The 15047-nt window shown below is 34.9% G+C and carries 15 protein-coding genes and 1 tRNA gene; 6 read left to right on the top strand and 10 right to left on the bottom strand.

Going from position 1 to position 15047, the window contains the following annotated elements:
* Positions 1-6: 6 nt before the first annotated feature.
* The 5 genes from C6990_RS08630 to C6990_RS08610 form a co-directional block, all read right to left on the bottom strand.
* On the bottom strand, positions 7-1635 hold the full coding sequence (locus C6990_RS08630) for a hypothetical protein (protein WP_182130366.1): 1629 nt from the start codon (positions 1633-1635) through the stop codon (positions 7-9).
* A 143-nt stretch (positions 1636-1778) separates the two neighbouring features.
* On the bottom strand, positions 1779-3317 hold the full coding sequence (locus tag C6990_RS08625; protein ID WP_255465353.1) for a 6-bladed beta-propeller: 1539 nt from the start codon (positions 3315-3317) through the stop codon (positions 1779-1781).
* 128 nt (positions 3318-3445) lie between these two features.
* Entirely contained in the window at positions 3446-4231 is a 786-nt protein-coding gene (locus C6990_RS08620) for an ABC transporter permease (RefSeq protein ID WP_182130363.1), read from the bottom strand.
* Positions 4228-5226 (bottom strand): ATP-binding cassette domain-containing protein, encoded by a 999-nt coding sequence (locus tag C6990_RS08615; protein ID WP_182130361.1) that lies wholly within the window; start codon positions 5224-5226, stop codon positions 4228-4230. Before C6990_RS08615 ends, C6990_RS08620 begins: the two co-directional genes overlap by 4 nt.
* 222 nt (positions 5227-5448) lie before the next feature.
* Positions 5449-5955 (bottom strand): PRC-barrel domain-containing protein, encoded by a 507-nt coding sequence (locus C6990_RS08610; RefSeq protein WP_255465352.1) that lies wholly within the window; start codon positions 5953-5955, stop codon positions 5449-5451.
* Positions 5956-5988: 33 nt separating this feature from the next.
* Between C6990_RS08610 and C6990_RS08605 the strand changes: the two genes are divergently transcribed.
* On the top strand, positions 5989-6309 hold the full coding sequence (locus C6990_RS08605) for a nitroreductase/quinone reductase family protein (RefSeq protein ID WP_182130359.1): 321 nt from the start codon (positions 5989-5991) through the stop codon (positions 6307-6309).
* Here C6990_RS08605 and C6990_RS08600 read toward each other — a convergent pair.
* Positions 6306-7064, bottom strand: coding sequence for an ArsR/SmtB family transcription factor (locus C6990_RS08600; protein WP_182130357.1), 759 nt, complete (start codon positions 7062-7064; stop codon positions 6306-6308). The genes C6990_RS08605 and C6990_RS08600 overlap by 4 nt on opposite strands.
* Positions 7065-7212: 148 nt before the next feature.
* Here C6990_RS08600 and C6990_RS08595 point away from each other — a divergent pair, with 148 nt between their 5' ends.
* Positions 7213-9405, top strand: a complete 2193-nt coding sequence (locus tag C6990_RS08595) for a beta-propeller domain-containing protein (protein ID WP_182130355.1) — start codon at positions 7213-7215, stop codon at positions 9403-9405.
* Between the two features lies 1 nt (position 9406).
* On the opposite strand, the gene C6990_RS08590 is transcribed toward C6990_RS08595, so the two are convergent.
* Positions 9407-10051 carry a hypothetical protein gene (locus C6990_RS08590; protein ID WP_182130353.1) on the bottom strand — a complete coding sequence of 215 codons (645 nt, stop codon included), beginning with the start codon at positions 10049-10051 and terminating at the stop codon, positions 9407-9409.
* 81 nt (positions 10052-10132) lie between these two features.
* Between C6990_RS08590 and C6990_RS08585 the strand changes: the two genes are divergently transcribed.
* On the top strand, positions 10133-10609 hold the full coding sequence (locus tag C6990_RS08585) for a hypothetical protein (RefSeq protein WP_182130689.1): 477 nt from the start codon (positions 10133-10135) through the stop codon (positions 10607-10609).
* A gap of 9 nt (positions 10610-10618) precedes the next feature.
* Here the strand turns inward: C6990_RS08585 and C6990_RS08580 are convergent, their stop codons facing one another.
* Positions 10619-10978 (bottom strand): tetratricopeptide repeat protein, encoded by a 360-nt coding sequence (locus tag C6990_RS08580; RefSeq protein WP_182130351.1) that lies wholly within the window; start codon positions 10976-10978, stop codon positions 10619-10621.
* Between the two features lie 106 nt (positions 10979-11084).
* Positions 11085-12542 carry a peptidase gene (locus tag C6990_RS08575; RefSeq protein ID WP_182130350.1) on the bottom strand — a complete coding sequence of 486 codons (1458 nt, stop codon included), beginning with the start codon at positions 12540-12542 and terminating at the stop codon, positions 11085-11087.
* 106 nt (positions 12543-12648) lie between these two features.
* Here C6990_RS08575 and C6990_RS08570 point away from each other — a divergent pair, with 106 nt between their 5' ends.
* Positions 12649-12792 (top strand): hypothetical protein, encoded by a 144-nt coding sequence (locus tag C6990_RS08570; protein WP_182130722.1) that lies wholly within the window; start codon positions 12649-12651, stop codon positions 12790-12792.
* A 242-nt stretch (positions 12793-13034) separates the two neighbouring features.
* On the opposite strand, the gene C6990_RS08565 is transcribed toward C6990_RS08570, so the two are convergent.
* Entirely contained in the window at positions 13035-13907 is an 873-nt protein-coding gene (locus tag C6990_RS08565; RefSeq protein WP_182130348.1) for a hypothetical protein, read from the bottom strand.
* Positions 13908-14019: 112 nt separating this feature from the next.
* On the opposite strand from C6990_RS08565, the gene C6990_RS08560 reads away from it, so the two are divergent.
* Positions 14020-14094 (top strand) — tRNA-Glu (locus C6990_RS08560).
* A 244-nt stretch (positions 14095-14338) separates the two neighbouring features.
* Entirely contained in the window at positions 14339-15034 is a 696-nt protein-coding gene (locus C6990_RS08555; RefSeq protein WP_182130346.1) for a high frequency lysogenization protein HflD, read from the top strand.
* The last annotated feature ends 13 nt before the right edge of the window (positions 15035-15047 follow it).

The following is a 15047-nucleotide window of genomic DNA, read 5'->3' as shown; positions in this document are numbered from 1 at the left end:
AAAAAATTATTCCACGTAGAATCCTTTGGCCCAGTCATCAGTTTTTCTTAAATCACTGCTGCTGGTGGTTTTTGCTTTTTCAACAACAAACATTGCATCATACATAGGATTGTTTGGATGATATCCTTGGCATTCAAAGTCAAAAATATTTTCTAGTGCAAACTTGTTTTTGACATAACTTTCTTCTTTGTTGGGTTCTGTAGAAACTACATAATCAGTTGATCTACAGTTAGAATAGTTAAAGCCACGAATTTCTTCATTGCCAGATACAATCTTTACATCAATATCAACAAGGTTACGATTATTAGTTCCAATCACTCCTTGAATTGATAATGCATCATCAACATGGTTGTATAGTAATGGATAATCACCAACAATTCCTCTCAACTCTAAAGTTGGGTATGATGCTTTTCTTGTAAATTCAGAAGGGGCTGGATTATCTTTATCTTGAAGAAATACATCCTCTGTTGCAGAAAGTACTTCACTTTGTTTGAACATGGAGAACTCTACAGTTTCAACACCATCATCAAACGTGAATGTAGCAAAAGCACTCAAACCCTTGTCAGTATTTTGAAGTGGTTCTTGATATTCATGTACAATGTCAATAGATTTCCAAGATGGTGTATCACCTCGAAGTTTATCATAATGCATATTCAATGATTTTATTCCTGAACATTCAAAACCAAGTTGATGTACAGTGACAAATCCACTTTTTCCAGTAAATCCTTCTTCTTTGTCTGTCAAAGTGGTGATTTTTGCATCCTCAACATGACAACTTGAGAAATCAAATCCTCTGTATGTTTTTTCACCATTAGAAAATTCAACTAATGCATTAAAATCATCATTAGATTGTGATGTGAGTCCAGATACTTTTCTAGCATTATCAATTTTCTTCTGCAAGATAGGATAGTAATCCAAAACACCCTCTACTGAGAATTCTGCTTTAACATTTCGTCCAGATTCAGCATATCCTGAAACTAGATTAAATACAGGAAATTGAATTTTTTCCTTTCCTTCGTTAAATGAGAATGTTACAAATGTTTTCATTCCGTTAGCGAATTTAAATCCTGAATCACCATGATCTATCAGTGTTCTAGGATTTGTGTGTGTAGAATCATTGTTTGATTTCAATCCACTACATACAAAGTCAATTTTGTCTACTATTGCAAATCCAACTTCTTTGTGATAACTCTCATAGTCATTAGAATCAAGTGTTTCAACTTGATAGTTATCAATTCTACAATTGTTGTAATCAAGTAAGATTATAGATTCCCCTTCTTTTACAAAATTAGCATCTACATCAAAGTATTTGAATTGATGATCAAATGCTGCATTTGAGTATCGATAGATATATGCTTCATCCATTGCTTTATGCAGTAAAGGAGAGTGGGTTACAGTTCCTTCTACTGAAAATGAAACTCCTGAATCATCAACAAAATTTTCTCCCATTGTGAAAACAGGGAATTGGAGTGTTTCAGTTCCTTCTCGGAAATTAAATGTAAGTTCTGGCATTACACCACCTACCATTTTGTAGTTTCCTTCTTCTGCATATGAATTTGAAAATCCAAACGCAGTTACGGTGAATAAAGCAACAATGCTAAAAATTGCAATGTTCTTTGCGTTTTTGTAAGTCATTAATGGTTGAATGTGAAATTTGTATTATAACCTCAATGATCATTTTATACTTGGAAAACATAGTCATAGATAGTTTATAGTTTCTATATAGAGGAAAAGAAGACGTTGTTTCGATTATAAATAATTAGAACAGAAGTTTAAAATCAGGATTCACAATTTAGAATAAGATCTGTTTTAGAGTCTGCTGGTGAATAGCATCCATCAGAATCATCACCACCATCCAGAACATCAGAACCTGAATTGGAATATAGAATGTCAAATCCTGAATCTCCTTTTAGGACATCATTTCCAGGTCCACCGGATAATGTATCAGTTCCATTATTTCCATAGATAATATCATCACCATCTCCACCAAAAATACAGTCATTTCCATCATTACCACTAATGATATCAGCCCCATCTAATCCAAAAATCAGATCATCATTAGGAGTTCCCTGAATAAAATCATCAGTATTTGTACCTACGATCATATTATAATCAGAATAAACATGTCCGCATGCATTGATTGTGATGGTTTGGTATGCTTCAGCAGTATTTCCAGCATTGTCAAATGCAATCCAAGTAACTTTGTTTACACCTAAAGAGAATTCTTCAGGAGCATTATTCAAAATTGATTTAATTCCACTTTCACTATCAGCAGCTATTGCCTCACCAATATTTACAAAAGTAGTCAAACCAGTTGCCTCTAAAATCATATCACTTGGAGGCATTATTGTTGGATTTATTTTATCACGGGAAAATGATTCAATTATTTCAGGTACTACTACAGGAATTTCAATAACTTCAATTATTTCAGGTTCAGTGTAAGCTGGCGTCTCAAGTGAATAAATTTTGTGTGCACTAGAGTCTACAACTAGTAATTCACCATTAATTCCTAAAGCAATATCAGTTGGAGTTCTAAAGGTTTGTGAAAAAGGTCCGTTTTTCTGAAAAATATTTAGATACAGATTATCATCTTGATCAACAGACAAGACTTTGCCACTTTCAGAATTTACAACATAGATTTTTCCATCAGGGGAAATCTCAATGCCTCCAGGAGAAAAGGTGAAATCATATCCAGTAAAAGCAAGTGTTATTATCCAATTTCCAAAAGAATCAAATTTTTCAATTTTACGATTTCCCTTATCAGTAACATACACATATCCTTCATCATCAACGTCTATTCCAATTGCCGTAAGGAATTGGCCTGTTCCCATTCCACTTGAGCCAAAAGATAAAATAAATTCCCCATCAGATGTAAATTTTTGAATTCTTTGATTTCCTGTATCTACAACATAGACGTTATTTTCTGAATCAACTGCTATTCCATTTGGATATTTGAATTGTCCATCGTGAATTCCTTTACTCCCCCATTGTTCAACAAATGTTCCATTCAAATAAAATTTTTGAACTTTATGTAAATCATGGTCTGCAACATAAACAAAATTACCACTTACTGCTATTCCAGCAGGATAATGAAATTCACCAGGCAAAGTTCCACTTTGTCCCCAGTGAGTAAGATATTGCCCATCACTGGAAAATTTTTGAATTCGTTTATTTCCTAAATCACTTACATATGAATTTCCTTCTTCATCTACTGCAATAAATTCAGGATATGAAAAATGTCCATCTTTTGCAATACCAAACTGTCCCCACTCTGAGATTAAATCATAATCACCCAGTGCATATGAAGTAGGAATCAAAGCACTAGACACTAAAAAGATGGTAAAAACCATTACAAGCAGGATAAATTTTGACAACAGATACTTTTTCTAAAATTTGGCAAAGATCAACAGAGTTAACAAATATTTCATTTTTTGTCAACTTTGTGTCAAAACGGTTTGTTCACTTCACGCGTAAAGACATAACTTGCAAGTCCCACCATAACTAGAACAAATACAGAGATTACCCCCAGGCTCAATACAATTGAGATTCCACCTTCTGAAACACCAGTCATCAATTCCCTTACAAGCAATACCGTGTAGGTCACAGGGTTGAGTTTTGCAATTACTGCAAGCCAATCAGGGAGTAGTTCCAATGGGAACAATGCAGGACTCAACATGAACAGAGGCATCCCTAGAAAATTTATGACACCCCAAAAAGTTTCTTGGGACTTTGCAGTAGCTGCTACAATTACAGATATTCCAGAAAACCCCAACGAAAACAAAATTACAATTGCCATGATTGGCGCAATCATTATTGGATTTGGAAAGTTAACACCTATTGCTAAAGCAATTCCCAAAATCAAACTAGCTTGCAGGGCAGCAATTAAAGAGATTGCAGACATTTTTCCAAGTGCCACAGCAGAACGAGAAATTGGAGAAGTCAATGCCTTATTCATAAAGCCATAACGTCTATCCCACAAAGTATTGACGCCACCAAAAATACTCGTAAAAATTGCAGTTAGAATTACGACACCAGGTGCCATAAACTCTATGTATTCCCCTTCAAACCCAACTGATTGAATAAGTGGTTGAGTTCCTGAAAAAGTATTTCCTATAACAATAATCCAAATCGCAGGTTGAATTAAACGAATTAAAACGCCACTTCGGGATTTTTTGTATCTCTTTAGCTCTCTCCAAAAAATTGTATATGTATCATACATCAGAGTATTCATGCACGTAACCTCTTCATCTTTGCATGCTCTCGTTTTCGATTAAACTTTGAATCATCATCTCTTATTTCATGTCCAGTGTATGAAATGAATACATCATCAAGTGTTGGTTGTGTCAAAGCAATTGAAATAATTTTGATTTTAAGGGCTGATGAAATTTGAAAAATTTTTGGGATTACCTCTGCTCCATTTGAAGCAAAAAGAGTTAGTTTGGAGCCATCCACATTAATTTTGTTTACAAACTCTATCTCATGAAGTTGTGATAAAAATGAATCATGATTTTCATCATCTCCAATGATTATTGAAATTACTTCATTGCCCATTGCATTTTTCATATTTTGAGGAGTGTCAATTACCTGTATTTTTCCACCATCGATAATTCCAACTCTATCACATAGCTGGTCTGCCTCTTCCATGTAGTGTGTCGTTAGAAAGATGGTCATCTCAAACTCATCATGGATTTTTTTCAGATATTTCCAAATTTTCCTCCTAGTCTGTATATCCAAGCCCACAGTAGGCTCATCAAGAAACAATACTTTTGGTCTGTGTAAAAGGCCACCTGCAATATCTAACCTCTTTCTCATGCCACCTGAATAAGTGACAACAGAGTCATGTTGTTTATCACTTAATTCAATTAATTCTAAAATATCATCAATTCTTTTATTGATTTGGTTTTTTGGGATATGGTTTAGTTTTGCCTGCAAAATTAAATTCTCTCTGCCAGTTAGATATTCATCAACAGTAGTCTCTTGTTGAACATACCCAATGCTTTCTCTAACTTTTTTTGCATCAGTCATCACATCAAATCCAGATATCAAAGCTTGACCAGATGTTGGTTTTAGCAAAGTTGTAAGAATCATCATGGTTGTACTTTTTCCAGCACCATTAGGTCCTAGAAATCCAAATATTTCTCCACTTTCGACTGAAAAAGAGATATCATTTACAGCAATAACATCTCCAAATGACTTTGTTAGAGATTTTGTTTCTATAGCAGACAATACTCTGATCGCATTTTACAATTATAAATTGCTAAGTATTTGAGAGCGCAAAAAAAATTTAAAGAGTAAACGGAGGACTAGTGGCATGATAGGATTATGTCAAAAATGTCACTCATCTAATGTAGAGATAACAGTTCAGGAAGGAATTCCTGTTTGTAAAGTATGTTCAAAGAAAGCAGACTAGACAAAAAGGTTATTTTTAAAAAAGAAGAGAAAAAGAGATCATTCAAGTTTTTTGAATTCTTCTTTGCTCATTCTAAGAATGACTCGTTCACCAATTCCCCAAATTTCGGATTTGGATAAAATTTTTGAATGCATCAAACCATCACTTACTTCAATTGATTCCAGTTCATTTGTGTCAGGATTTCGATGTAATCGTTTGACTTTGCCAATTTTATGGCTATCAATATCAACTACAGGTACTCCTGTTCTCACTGGAGGTCGGCTAAGTAGCAGAGTTTCTTCAGAAAATTTGTCAATATAATCCTCTGAAAGAAAATAATCCTTGTTGAATCCCTGGTGAATTGTCACTCCAGATACAGTTAGGGTGTCTTGATGGATGTGAATATGTTTGACTTTTCCATATCGTATTCCCTCTCTATCAATGACTTTTTTTCCAGTAAAAGAGTCAGCAGTTGCAATGTTTGTAGGCATTCCTTCTAGTTTTACGGACATGGTACCATATCTGCAGATTTGCTTATCATACCAAATATCAGAAATTTCTATCAATGGGGTTAAATTACTTGACAGAAAAAATTACGCGTGGAGATAAAGGAGAAATTATTCAGACCAGTCCTAATTACAAAGGGAAGAAAGACAGGCAACCCACATTCAGTAATGCTCAGAGCAGTAAATCATAATGGCAAAATATATTTTTCAAGACACCGACCGGACGGAGACTGGTTCAAAAACGCACTGGCAAATTCAGAAGTAAAAATACAGTATAACGATATGACTTTTTCTGGGAAAGCAAAGTTAGTGACAGATGAAGAGTATAGCCAAAAGATTTCAGAATTAAAGTATCCCGGAGAAGAAAGAGCAAAAGAAAAAAGAGTTACAATCGAGGTTACTCTGGATAATTAATTTTTAAAATATTTTATCAAATAGTAAACAGTGATGCCGCCCAGTATTGCTGTAAGAATCACAAATGGAATAAATAACTCTGTTCCAAAATTGCTAACATCAGAATCAATCACAGTCTCTACAATATCCGAATTTTCCTGAACATAATCCTGAGATTCGACACTTTCTAGTTGTATATGTGATTCAGATTCTGCCACCATTGGTGCAGCAGCGATAGATTCTGCAGATTCATCCATTCCAACAGATTCAGAAGTTTTTGCGGAAAGCTCAGGTGATGCAATTCTACTTGAAATCATACTTGATGGAACTTTGTCTTCCAGTTGAGTCAATGAAAAAATTGCAGAGAACCCAGTTGCAATTCCCAGTCCTGCAACTTTGTAGATATGTCTAAAGGAACGGACAAGTAACTTGCTTTCTTTGGTTTTTTCTGAGAAACTTGGGGGAACAATCACAATACTGAATTTTGTTGCAGTGTAGATTTTCATGTCTTGAGACTTTGAGTTTTTTTCAATCTTTGAAATTTTTACAACACCTAAATCTTGAAGTTTGTTGAGATGATACTTTACTAGTTGGAGTGAAATCTCAGTCTTTTGAGAAATCTGAGTTGCAGTCAACTCCTCATTGAAAAGTAATTGAAGGATTTCGCGGCTAGAATCGTTAGTAAACAGTTCACCGAACATCTTTATTTTTTTGTCATCAGTTGCAAGAATTTTGATTTTTTCAGTAAAATCATCATCAGGGATTTTAGAGGACATTTGAGTTCATACTTCAAATCCTGAATATGTAAGTTGTTTGGTAAAATTCAAATTTCACTAAACCTTTTATCCCAAACTACAAAATAGTAGTAATCGCTAAATTCTAGATTTCAGAAAACGAGATACGGAAAATAGTGAGGAGAAAAAAATGAATTCAAAAATAACAATCCCAATTGCAATAATCGTTTCAGTAGCCATAACATCTGGAATTATGTACTCTATTGACTTTGAACAAGATATTCAAGTAACTCAAACTCCAGAGCCAGAGATAATCTATGTTGATAAAACTTTAGAAGAATACTTTCAAGGAACTCAAGATATCAAAAAAATATCTTCACAAGAAGAATTAAAGAAAATTCTAGAAGCATCATCTGTCTTTAATGGTCAAATTTTTGATGAAAGAATGCTGAGAAGCTTTTCTGTAATGGATGGAGACATGGCAGTAGCAGAATCTGCACCACAGGCAGAGCCAGCAGTTAAAACAGAATCTGGCGGCTCAGAGTACTCTACAACAAATGTCCAAGTTGCAAATGTTGACGAACCAGACTATCTCAAAAATGATTCAAAGTATATCTATATTGTATCAAGAAACACACTTTCAATAATTGATGCGTATCCTGCTGAATCTGCAAAACTAATTCTCAAAATTGCTCTTGATATTGAATCACAATACATACAAAATATGTTCCTTAACGGAGACAGACTAGTAATATTTTACAACGGACAAAGCGATGATCAGATAATTCCACAATATGATTTTGTTCCACAAAGATCATACGAACCTGTAACACACGCATTAATTGTAGATGTATCTGATAAAGAAAATCCAACAATCCTAAAGGATTACTCTATTGATGGGCACTTTAGAGATGCAAGAATGATTGGAGACTATGCATACTTTGTAACAAATAGTCACATCAATTACCAGTATCCAAGACTTCCAGTAATAATGGAAGACTCTGTTAGAATAATGACACCCGAGGCATTTTACTTTGATAATGTAGAGCAATTCTCAAACTTTAGCACACTTATTGCAATTGACATCTTTGGAGATAAAATTAATTCTGAGACATTTCTCATGGGATATTCAGGAACATTTTATGTATCAGAGGATAACTTTTACTTGACTTACCAACAAAACATGCCATTTGGATTTTATGAAAACTCATCACGTGATAGATTCTTTGATGTAGTTGTTCCTCTATTACCAAAAGATATTCAAGATGAAATAAAATCAATCAAAAGCGATTCTTCATTGAATTCATCATCACAATGGATGAAGATTTCAGAACTGATGCAAAAGTCATACAACACAATGAACAAAGACGGCAAAGAAAAACTATTTGAAAAAATAAAGCAGGCTCTAATTGAGTACGACACAAAAAAACAGCAAGACACACAAAAGACAATTATTCACAAAGTATCAATTAATGAGGACAAAATAGAATATGTTGCAAAAGGTTCAGTCCCAGGACGACTACTTAATCAGTTTTCAATGGATCAGAGTGGGGATAGATTCAGAGTTGCAACTACTACAGAATACCATATACAGCATCAAGGCACCATTCGTTCAAATTCAGTATATGTCTTAGATGAGAATCTAAACATAGTTGGAGGTTTGGAAGATATTGCACCTGATGAGAGCATTTTCTCATCAAGATTTATTGGAGACCGACTATACCTGGTTACATTCCAGCAAATCGATCCATTCTTTGTAATTGATTTGTCAACTGACACTCCGAAGATTCTAGGCGAACTCAAGATTCCAGGATTTTCAAATTATTTGCATCCATATGATGAAGAACACATTATTGGAATTGGCAGAGACACAAAAGAACTTGACAATAATAGAGTTCAACAACTAGGCATCAAAATAGCATTATTCAATGTAAAAGACGTAAAGAATCCAATTGTAGCAGATGATATTGTAATTGGAGATAGCTCCACTCATTCAGAAGCACTGTTCAACCACAAGGCATTCTTCTTTGATAAGACAAGAGGAGTCCTATCAATTCCAGTAAACGGAGATGCAAAAAGTCTCAATGAAAGTTCATCCAAGATGTTTGCGCCAGAATACAACAGGTGGAGCGGTTTCTACGTATTTGAAATTGACTCATCTAATGGAATCAACACAAAAGGAACAATCACTCATTCAGAGGAAGATTCAAGATACTATGGAATGGGAGAGGCAAGAACTTTCTATATCGATGATGTGCTGTACACTGCATCTGAGCAATATCTAAAGATGAATGACTTTGATAGTTTGGAGAAAATCAATTCAATAAAACTTGAAAACACTGGAAAGTTTATCGAATACATGGAAGATGAGATTTTACGTTAAATCATACCAGATGAACAACTGTTGAAACTCCTCTTCTGTCAATTTCAACATCATTTTCAATTTCACAAACAGTTACTGTAAACGAAATCACATCACGAGTCTTTGCACTTTCAGCATGTAGTGTAAGATGAATGTCCAAGAATTCAGATTCTTGCGTTGGCAAATCAGTCTCATCAATGTATGCATCACATGTAGATTCTATTCTAAATCGATCATCTTTAAAATGAAAACCAAGTTTTGTTTTTCTTCCTTCTCTTCCAATGGCTTTAACATTCACATCAATTGTACCAGGTCTTGTTTCAGTGTAACCTGATTTTTGATTTACAAAGACACCAATTTGAAATGGTTTTCCCGCAGTGGATTCGGCCATCTTTTGTATTCCGTCATTCATTACCACATCAACTGCCTTGATTGATTGGGCAACCTTTGCAATCCATTCATTTGTTCTAGTAATTGTTGCACGAATGCCTGCACGCCTTCGTTTATCTTCATCTTCAGGCAATTTGTAATAGTCCACCCATGCCTCATAATCATGAGAGATATCCTCTATGAAATCAATGCAGGTTCTTCGATATTCATCAACATTATCTGTTCTCTCTGATGCATCATCAGTTCGCATACCATCAAAATCCATAGGCATTGCCATGCTCAGAATCAACCCTAGTTCTAAAAAAACCAATCTTGGAAGAAATTAATGATTATAATAGGAATTTTGGCTAGAAGATGCATGATATTTTCAGAAATTGTCACAGATTTGCAAGAGCAATTAAAGAAAGACTTGGCACAAATCAGATTTCTATTAAAGAAAAATCCAGGTATGGGATATGCAAGAATTGTAGAGATTGGAAAAGAAGTGGGTAAAAAATATAATATCAAATTGATTGTAAATTTCCCAAAAGAGGGAAGAATTGAAGAATTTGAAATGTATGGGAAGAGAGATTTGAGTTTAATCATAGATTATGATCTGAAGAGATTTCCAATAGACAGAGAAATCATTAAACAAAAAGCAAAGGAGATGTTAGGAGACATTCAGACAGAAGATGCATACATGTATGAAAACAAAGAAGGGGTTAGAGTATTTACAGACGATTGGAAGATAGACATACTCCCACACTCTGTGCACATATGGACTGAATTTAATGAAAACGTTACAGCATTTTGTAATTGGTTATTAGAAAATGCATATCCTATGAAAAAGAAATAATTTCAGAAATTATAGATTTTCCAAATCATCTAAAAGTAGTTCAGCTTCGGAATTATCTGGTTGTATTTTTAAAATTTTTCTACAACAATCAATAGCCTCATCTTTTTGTTCTAATGCCAAATGAACATTTGTTTTCAGAGTAAGATTTTCTACATCAGTGTTATCCAGTTCGTATGCTTTTTCAAAATACGGCAATGCCTTTTTTGCGTCCTCTACAATAAAATAAACACTGCCCATGATGAACATAAAATCATGATCATCAGAATATTCAGACTCCAGATTCTTTCCAAATTTTATGGCCTCAGCATATTCTCCGTCTCTTAGCAACTTTTTCAGACGACGTTTTGGATGTTTGAAAAGACCTACCATCTTAGTTCGTTTTTTGAAAGGAGATATTGTAATTTGAATGTAGAACTTGAATAATCACTGGCCATACCATGGTTCAGGTTCAGAACACTAAGATTTTTGACTCATCCTAAGGATTTTCAATCTTCATGATTCCTTCTTTGATTAAGAATTGAATACCCTGAACAAATGAATTATCATCAATTGAGCCATCAGCCCACCATCCTGCGTTGTTCTTAATCCAATCAGGGATTTGGTTTGAGGCACCGCCTGAACCCTGAGAGGTTGGTGGAATCTTCATGATTCCTTCTTTGATTAAGAATTGAATACCCTGAACAAATGAATTATCATCAATTGAGCCATCAGCCCACCATCCTGCGTTGTTCTTAATCCAAGATGGAATGCTTTGAGGTGGACCTGCATCCTTTGAGTCATAAATTAAAACAGGAACTTGCAGGTAATCAGAAGCCCCAGATGGCACAATTCCTTGAGGAGCTAAACCATAAATCCATACTACATAATTTGCAGTGCCAGGTTTTTCTTTAACAATCATATCAAGGATGTATTGTCCTGAAGGAGAATACAAGAATTGTTTACCTTCTTCTTGTGCCAAAGAACGTAGTGGATTTAGATCATTATCAACTACTAAGAAATCAAATTGAACCTGGTTTAAAAATTCTGTATCATCATATTTGCTAATGAATTTAATGAGCCATTGCATCTCACATCCCTTTACAGGATCTTCAGGACCATAAAAAATGTGAATTTGATAATCAAAATTCTTTGTAGGTTTCTTTACACTAACTGATTTTTCAAAGTCTACTTCACAACCAGCATCTAGGAATTCATCAGCTGTGGAAAGTATTCCTTCAAATGGACTTTGTTGTACATTTTCTTTATAATCCAATAACGTGAATTCATATTCAGTCGGAGGGATTCCTTCTGAAACATGAGTGTATGTTTTAGCTTTTATTGGAAATGGAAATCCATCTACAATCCATACTTTACTGCCAGTACCACCAGTTTTCCAATACATTTGAACAGTCTCCCATGTACCTGCAGGAACTGTGATTGTTTCAATAGCCTTTGGAAGTACTTGCTCACCACCTATGTTACCAATCTTACCCCATGATGCAGCTTTGAATTCTTTAGGACCTTTACCGCCAGAACTAGAATCTGAAGTTGCAAATGCAGAAAGCCACACTACAGAAGATTTGAAAGCTCCACGATATACACCAAGTTCGATGCTACCGCCAGTTGGTTCAGGTGCAATTTTTCCAAGCTCCAATTCACCAACAATTACTTTGCTGCCATCATACACGACAACTTCTGCCAACCACTTGGTCTCACTTCCGACTTGCTTGTCACCTTTAATCCAAATATCCATTTCAAAAGGGGCGCATTCCTTGTAATCCACATGGCACATAGAATAGGAAAAGAAATCCCCCTGTTTGAGACCTTCTCCGGCATACCATGATCCTTCTTTATCCACACCTCCCGATTGGAATTGAGCAGATGCAGATGGAATAGACAATGATCCTAAAAGTAAAGCTGTAAAAATTGGAATTATTAGCAATGATCCTTTCAAATCTGAAAAAAATTGTCAAAACGGATAGTTAAAGGTTATTCAAATAAGCAAATATAGAGGAAAATTTACAGTAATTCCAGAAATGTGTGAATGCTCCAAAGTGCACTTGTTTGAAGTAGAATTCAAACTAGATGGCATGATAGTTGTTCCAACACACAAAAACTGCGGATTCGGATTAGATGAAAAGCAGGCCGACAAATTCCAAAAAGAACTAGTAAAATCATGGGGCTTTGAGGAAGAGGAAGAATAATTAAAAAAATAAAAATAAAATTGTGATAAACTATCGAATTACATACTACCGACAGCTTCTTTACAAACGTCTGTTGAACATTTGCAATCTGCGCTGCATATACAATGACCTTGCATAGCACAATCGCATGAGTAATCTGGGTCGCCGCTATCAGCTTCGCAACCGCATGCTTGATCTACCATGACTAGTGAGTAATCTTACTTGTTTTAAAAGGTTAGTACAAGTGATGAGAAATTCAGCCTTCAAAGAATGCCCAGTATAGAATTGCATGATTTTTCAATACTATTTGCTTGCTGCTCAACTAAGTTCAGATCAGCTTCTACGTCAAATGCTACCTTGAGAATATGAATAAGATCTTGTTCTCTATTTAGATTATCCTTAATTTTTGTGAAATTTTCTTTGTTAATCCAACCCAAATAAAAATAACAGTCAGATAGCATGGAGTTGGTTACAAAATAATCATATTTTTGTTGAATAGTTTGAGAATGGTTATTTTTTTCAATTAAATCAGAAAACCCCATAGTTGATTTGAGCATCCTCTCAAGTAAGGGGAGAGTAGCCCTCTCAATCCCCACAGTTTGAGTGACAGTTGAGATATTTTCATTGATTTGAGTTTTTTCTAATTTTCGTAAAAGTTCAAGCATGTGAGATGGACTGATTCGCTGATAATTCAATGATAGAATAGCATCAGATAGATAAAATGCAGCACACTTTTGCCAGCAAGAACCAAATGAATCAGTGGATTTTAAAGATTCTTTAGTTTTTTGACAACAAAATAGCGACTCTATCAAAGAATTTTTTGCAAAATCACGATAAAGTAAAATACGTTTTTCAGAAATCTTGGATAAAAACATACGAAGTTCCCAAGATTCATCTTGAATAATTTTCATTCCATCGTATTGCAATAGTTGTTTGGACTCTGATTCAGATAGTGATCCATGATGAAGCATTACTGATTCATCTTCAAACTTTAGAATTTTTTTTCCTGATTTCTCATCAAAAACAAAAACATCATGATCACATGAATTGTTATTAATTCCAGATACTCTACAACCGCCCACACCAACAGGGAAACTAGTCAGATCATTTTCGTGGATGAATTTGGCAATATCCATAAATTGAGAGTCCATTCTTTTTTCTATAAAGGAACCAACTCACAAAGTTTTACAAATTCATTCAAAGTCAAAACATTTCCTTTAAATTAAGATTGGATTAGATTTCCATCAAGCTCCTATAGTGTAGTCCGGTTAAGCATTTTGGCTTCTCAAGCCAAAGACTCGGGTTCAAATCCCGATGGGAGCACGGGATTTTAGGGGATATATACACGCCCCTAATTTTTGCACTAAGTTTGATCAGGTGAAAAGTAGTAGAATCCTCATTTTACCAACGAAGAGTGAGCCAAAATACAAAGGCCGGAAGATTTTGCACTAACTCGTATAAAATCTCCTGATTGGAAATTTTATTAGATGGAACATTTCAGAAATAACGATACCTCATAGTAGAAGAAATTATTCGAGAGATTGGAACGCTGACACCTGCCCTTGTAATGGGGCTTGGATTGGCAGTTGGAATGCAACATGCATTTGAGCCAGACCATATAGCTGCTGTCAGCACGCAGATATCAAAATTCAAAATAAAGTCTACAAGACATTTACTCAAAGAATCATTCACAAAGTCCTCTGTCCTCGGTGCGCTCTGGGGCGCAGGACACACCACAACTCTGGTGTTAGTTGGATTTTTAGTCTATGCACTTGCAATTACAATACAAGATCAGATATTCTCAGGATTAGAGTTTGCAGTTGGAATTATGCTTGTATTTTTAGGAGTAACTACAATCATCAACAGAAAAATTAAATTCAGACACAAACATCCTCATCAGCACACAGATGGCTCTCTACACTTTGATGAGCACAAACATGATGACTCAGACCATAATCACACTCACAAATCATACTTCATAGGATTGATTCATGGGCTTGCAGGAAGCGGAAGTCTTGTTGTTCTGACGGCCGTGACATGGGATGATGTAGGAATGCTTTTGGGATTCATTGCAATATTTGGTGTAGGTTCTATGATTGGAATGGTACTTGTTGGAAGCCTTATGGGGATTCCTCTTGTTTTTGTAAATAAAATTGGAATTCTTCAAAAAACTTTCAGATATGTGGCTGGAATTTTTAGTCTTGTTATTGGTTTTAACATAATGTATCAGATTATGGTCGTCGGACATTTGTTTAGAATCTAATTTTCTTTTTATC

Source organism: Nitrosopumilus sp. b3 (genome assembly GCF_014078525.1).
Lineage (GTDB): Archaea > Thermoproteota > Nitrososphaeria > Nitrososphaerales > Nitrosopumilaceae > Nitrosopumilus.
The sequence above is the reverse complement of the archived record's forward strand: the minus strand, read 5'-3'. Positions and strand labels throughout refer to the sequence as shown.

What these genes read in the sequence shown, in the direction of transcription:
- C6990_RS08630 (WP_182130366.1), bottom strand. Translation starts at nt 1,635, where the DNA reads ATGACTTACAAAAACGCAAAGAACATTGCAATTTTTAGCATTGTTGCT.
- C6990_RS08620 (WP_182130363.1), bottom strand. Translation starts at nt 4,231, where the DNA reads ATGAATACTCTGATGTATGATACATATACAATTTTTTGGAGAGAGCTA.
- C6990_RS08600 (WP_182130357.1), bottom strand. Translation starts at nt 7,064, where the DNA reads ATGTCCTCTAAAATCCCTGATGATGATTTTACTGAAAAAATCAAAATT.
- C6990_RS08595 (WP_182130355.1), top strand. Translation starts at nt 7,213, where the DNA reads ATGAATTCAAAAATAACAATCCCAATTGCAATAATCGTTTCAGTAGCC.
- C6990_RS08590 (WP_182130353.1), bottom strand. Translation starts at nt 10,051, where the DNA reads ATGGCAATGCCTATGGATTTTGATGGTATGCGAACTGATGATGCATCA.
- C6990_RS08585 (WP_182130689.1), top strand. Translation starts at nt 10,133, where the DNA reads ATGATATTTTCAGAAATTGTCACAGATTTGCAAGAGCAATTAAAGAAA.
- C6990_RS08580 (WP_182130351.1), bottom strand. Translation starts at nt 10,978, where the DNA reads ATGGTAGGTCTTTTCAAACATCCAAAACGTCGTCTGAAAAAGTTGCTA.
- C6990_RS08565 (WP_182130348.1), bottom strand. Translation starts at nt 13,907, where the DNA reads ATGGATATTGCCAAATTCATCCACGAAAATGATCTGACTAGTTTCCCT.
- C6990_RS08555 (WP_182130346.1), top strand. Translation starts at nt 14,339, where the DNA reads ATGGGGCTTGGATTGGCAGTTGGAATGCAACATGCATTTGAGCCAGAC.